We start from the raw sequence: 3,311 nt of genomic DNA, 5'->3' as shown, positions 1-3,311 counted from the left end.
ATCAGCAGCACCGTCGGCTCCACCAGCTCCGCGCCTGCCTCGCCGATCCCGAACGGCAGGACCACCAGCGCCCCGACGACCATCGCCAGCGCCAGCCCTCGGCCCCCGCTGGTGCGCCCGCCCACGGCGGCCGACAGCAGGATGTACGCGGCCCAGCACGCCGCCGCCCCCAGCGCGAACGCCACCCCGGCGACCGACAGCCCGCCGTCCGCCCTGGCCAGCAGCAGCACCCCGCCCCCGGCGAGCACCGCCCACAGCCCGTCCACCCAGCGCCGGGACCCGAGCACCGCCACCGCCAGCGGACCGAGGAACTCGATGGTGACCGCCGCGCCCAGCGGGATGCGCTCGATCGCCTGGTAGATGAGCAGGTTCATCGCCCCGAGGACCACGCCGAACCCGCCGACCACCGCCCACGTCCGCGCGGGCATCCGCAGCGACGGCCGCCACACCGCCACCAGCACCAGCGCGGCCAGCACGAGCCGCAGCGCGACCGCCCCGGACGCCCCGACCTGCGCGAACAGGTGCTTGGCGACCGCCGCGCCCACCTGGACGCTGATCACCCCCAGCAGGAGCAGCGCGGTGGGCGGGACGGCCGACACCCCCCTGGCCATCGCGGCAGAGGCGGCGGCCAGCGGCGGGCGGGGTGCGGGGGTGCTGTCGGCGTGCGCGGTGACCACGGCCCCATCGTCCCCCGTGGCACTCACCGAAGTCTCACCTGGACTGTGTGACTCTTTGCGATGTCCGTCGTCTGAGAGGTGGGAACGACTGTGCCGCGTCGGCGTCACGCCGCCCTGTTCCTGGTGGCACTGAGCGCGCTGGCGGCGTGCAGCGCGGGCCCGTCGACGCGGCCGGTGATCGCCGTGCGTGGCGGCGGGGACGGGCAGGCGCCACCCACCACGACGTCCGGGACGCGGGAGCTGCCGGGCCTCGAGGACTTCGGCGGCCGGATCGACTGGTCCGACTGCACCGCCGTGACCAAGACCCGGATGAGCGACGGGGCGCCCACCGGCGGGCTCACCTACGACTGCGCGCGGATGAGCGCCCGGCTGGACGCGCCCAGCCGCCCCGGTCGCGGGTCGTTGCAGGTGGAGCTGCTGAAGGTGGGGTCGGGCAAGAGCGCGCTGGTCGTGCTCGGCGACCCGGACGGCGATCCCGGCACGGTGCTGGCGGCCCGGATGGCCGCCGCGCTGCCCGCCGAGCTGCTGCGGACGTTCACGCTGATCGGGGTGGACCGCCGGGGCACCGGCAGCTCGGACGGCGTGCAGTGCGTTCCGGGGCCCGCGCGGCTGGGGATCGTCGAGTCGGACCCGGCGGCGGCCTCGCAGGAGCGGCTGCTGGAGCACGTCGGGCGGGCCAGCCAGGAGTGCGTGCTGGACATGGAGAACCAGCTGACCGCGCTGGACAGCTGGCGCACGGCCGCCGACCTGGAGCAGCTGCGCGGCGAGCTGGGGCTGGGCCACCTGAACGCGATCGGGGTCGGCGACGGCTCGAAGGTGCTGACCACCTACGCGGCGCGGTACCCGTCGGCGGTGGGGCGGTTCGTGCTGGACGGGGCCCCCGACCCGACGCTGGACGTGATGGGTGTGGCCGAGGCGAGGGCGGTGGCGGCGCAGGAGGCGTTCGCGGCGTTCGCGGCGGACTGCGCGGTGCGCCGGTGCGCGCTCGGGTCGGACGCGGAGGAGCGGTTCACGGCGCTGCTGGAGGAGCTGCGGGCCACGCCGCTGCGGGACCCGGCCGGGCTCGACGTGACGGCGGGCACCGCGACCAGGGCGGTGCTGGTCGGGCTGGCCGAGCGGGGGCGCTGGGCGGAGCTGGCCGACGCGCTGGTGGCCGCCGAGGGCGGGGACGGGGCGCCGCTGGCGCGGTTCGTCGCCCCGCTGGTGGGCGGCACCGAGGCGGACCCGCCCCGGCTGGACGCGGGCATCGTGACGACCTGCAACGACACCTCCTCGCGGGTGCCGCCCGAGCGGGTGGCGGCGCTGGCGGAGGACTGGGGGTCGAAGCACCCGCTGTTCGGGGCGTGGCACGCGCGGCAGCTGCTGGTGTGCGGGCCGTTCCCGGTGCCGCAGCTGGACAAGGCGCCGAAGCTGGAGCAGACGCCGCCGGTGCTCGTGGTGAGCACGAACGCCGACCCGGTGACGCCGAGGGCGGGGACCGAGCGGGTGGCCCAGTCGCTGCCCGGCGGGGTGCTGGTCGGCTGGCAGGGCGGTGGGCACGGGGCGCTGGTGAACTCGGCCTGCGCGGCGGGGTTCGCGAAGGACTTCCTGGTCGACGGGAAGGTGCCGTCGGACAACACCGTGTGCCCGCCGTGACCGGCGCCCGGTGACGGTTGGTGACCACTCGGGGGTGCGGACGGGGGCTTCAGGAGCCCCGGACGTGCCCCCGTCGGCGTGCTCGGGCCGGTTTCCGGGGTGGGCGCCCGGCGCGCTCCCCGAACCGTTCCGCGTCGGCGCGGGGGTTCCGGGGGGGTGCGCGCGGTGAACGCCCCGCGGGGGTGGGCGCGGACGCGGACCGGCCCCGGCCGCGCGCGTGGCGCGACCGGGGCCGGAACCCGTTCGTCCTCGTCAGCAGCTGGAGCAGCAGCCGCACCCAGGGCCGGTGCAGCCGCCGCAGCAGCCGCAACCCCCGGCCGCGGGCCGCTCCGCCGCCGTGCTCTCTACCGCCATGATTGACCTCCCCGTGTCGAGCGGTCCTACCCGCTCCCGAAGGTATTTCGCCCTCACCGTGCGCCCTGTCGCTGCGCAGCGGAAGTACCCTCACCCGATCGCGGAGTGCAGATCACCACTGAGTAGCACTGCGTGGTCACCGGGCCGAGCGTTCCGGCGACACCGGGGTCACTCGGACAGCTCGTCCAGCGCCCGCTGCGCCGCCTCCAGCTCGGACCGCAACTGCTCGACGCGGGCGAGGTGCTTCTCCCGCGCCGCCGCGAGCACGCCCTCGACCGCCTCGTGCACCTCGGGCAGCAGCGACCGGGCCGCCTGGGCGACCAGCGCGGCGGAGATGGGCGCCGCGCGCAGGGTGCGCTTGCTGCCGCTCTGCACGTCCACGGTCCACTCGCCGTCGGCGGTGGAGTTGAGCGTGACCGTCACCTCGACGCCCCTGGCGGGCTTCTTCGGCGCGGGCTTCGCGGCGGGCTTGGGCTTCGGGGGCGGTTCGGGCGTGTAGATGTGCTCGACCGGGGTCGGCTCCACCGACGTCGCCGCCGCCGGGGTGGCGGCGGGTGGCGGTGGGGGCGGGGCGGGCTCCTTCTTGCGGGGGGCGGGCTTCTCCAGGGTGAGCTCGGCCGGGGAGAAGGACAGCTCGTCCTTGGC

At 76.4% G+C, this 3,311-nt stretch carries 3 protein-coding genes; 1 reads left to right on the top strand and 2 read right to left on the bottom strand.

Translation table 11 applies throughout. The annotated features are described in order from the left end of the window. Window positions 1–704: EamA family transporter (locus ACTUAL_RS24200; protein WP_440901860.1), on the bottom strand; the 704-nt coding region annotated here is incomplete at its 3' end. Between the two features lie 63 nt (window positions 705–767). Between ACTUAL_RS24200 and ACTUAL_RS24195 the strand changes: the two genes are divergently transcribed. Further along, window positions 768–2,312: an alpha/beta hydrolase gene (locus ACTUAL_RS24195; RefSeq protein WP_440901859.1), complete on the top strand. Its 1,545-nt coding sequence runs from the start codon at window positions 768–770 to the stop codon at window positions 2,310–2,312. Between the two features lie 522 nt (window positions 2,313–2,834). On the opposite strand, the gene ACTUAL_RS24190 is transcribed toward ACTUAL_RS24195, so the two are convergent. Next, a partial coding sequence (locus ACTUAL_RS24190) for a DUF6319 family protein (protein WP_440901858.1) occupies window positions 2,835–3,311 on the bottom strand: 477 nt, incomplete at its 5' end.

This window comes from Actinosynnema sp. (genome assembly GCF_052038725.1).
This window is presented reverse-complemented; position numbering and strand designations above follow the sequence as displayed.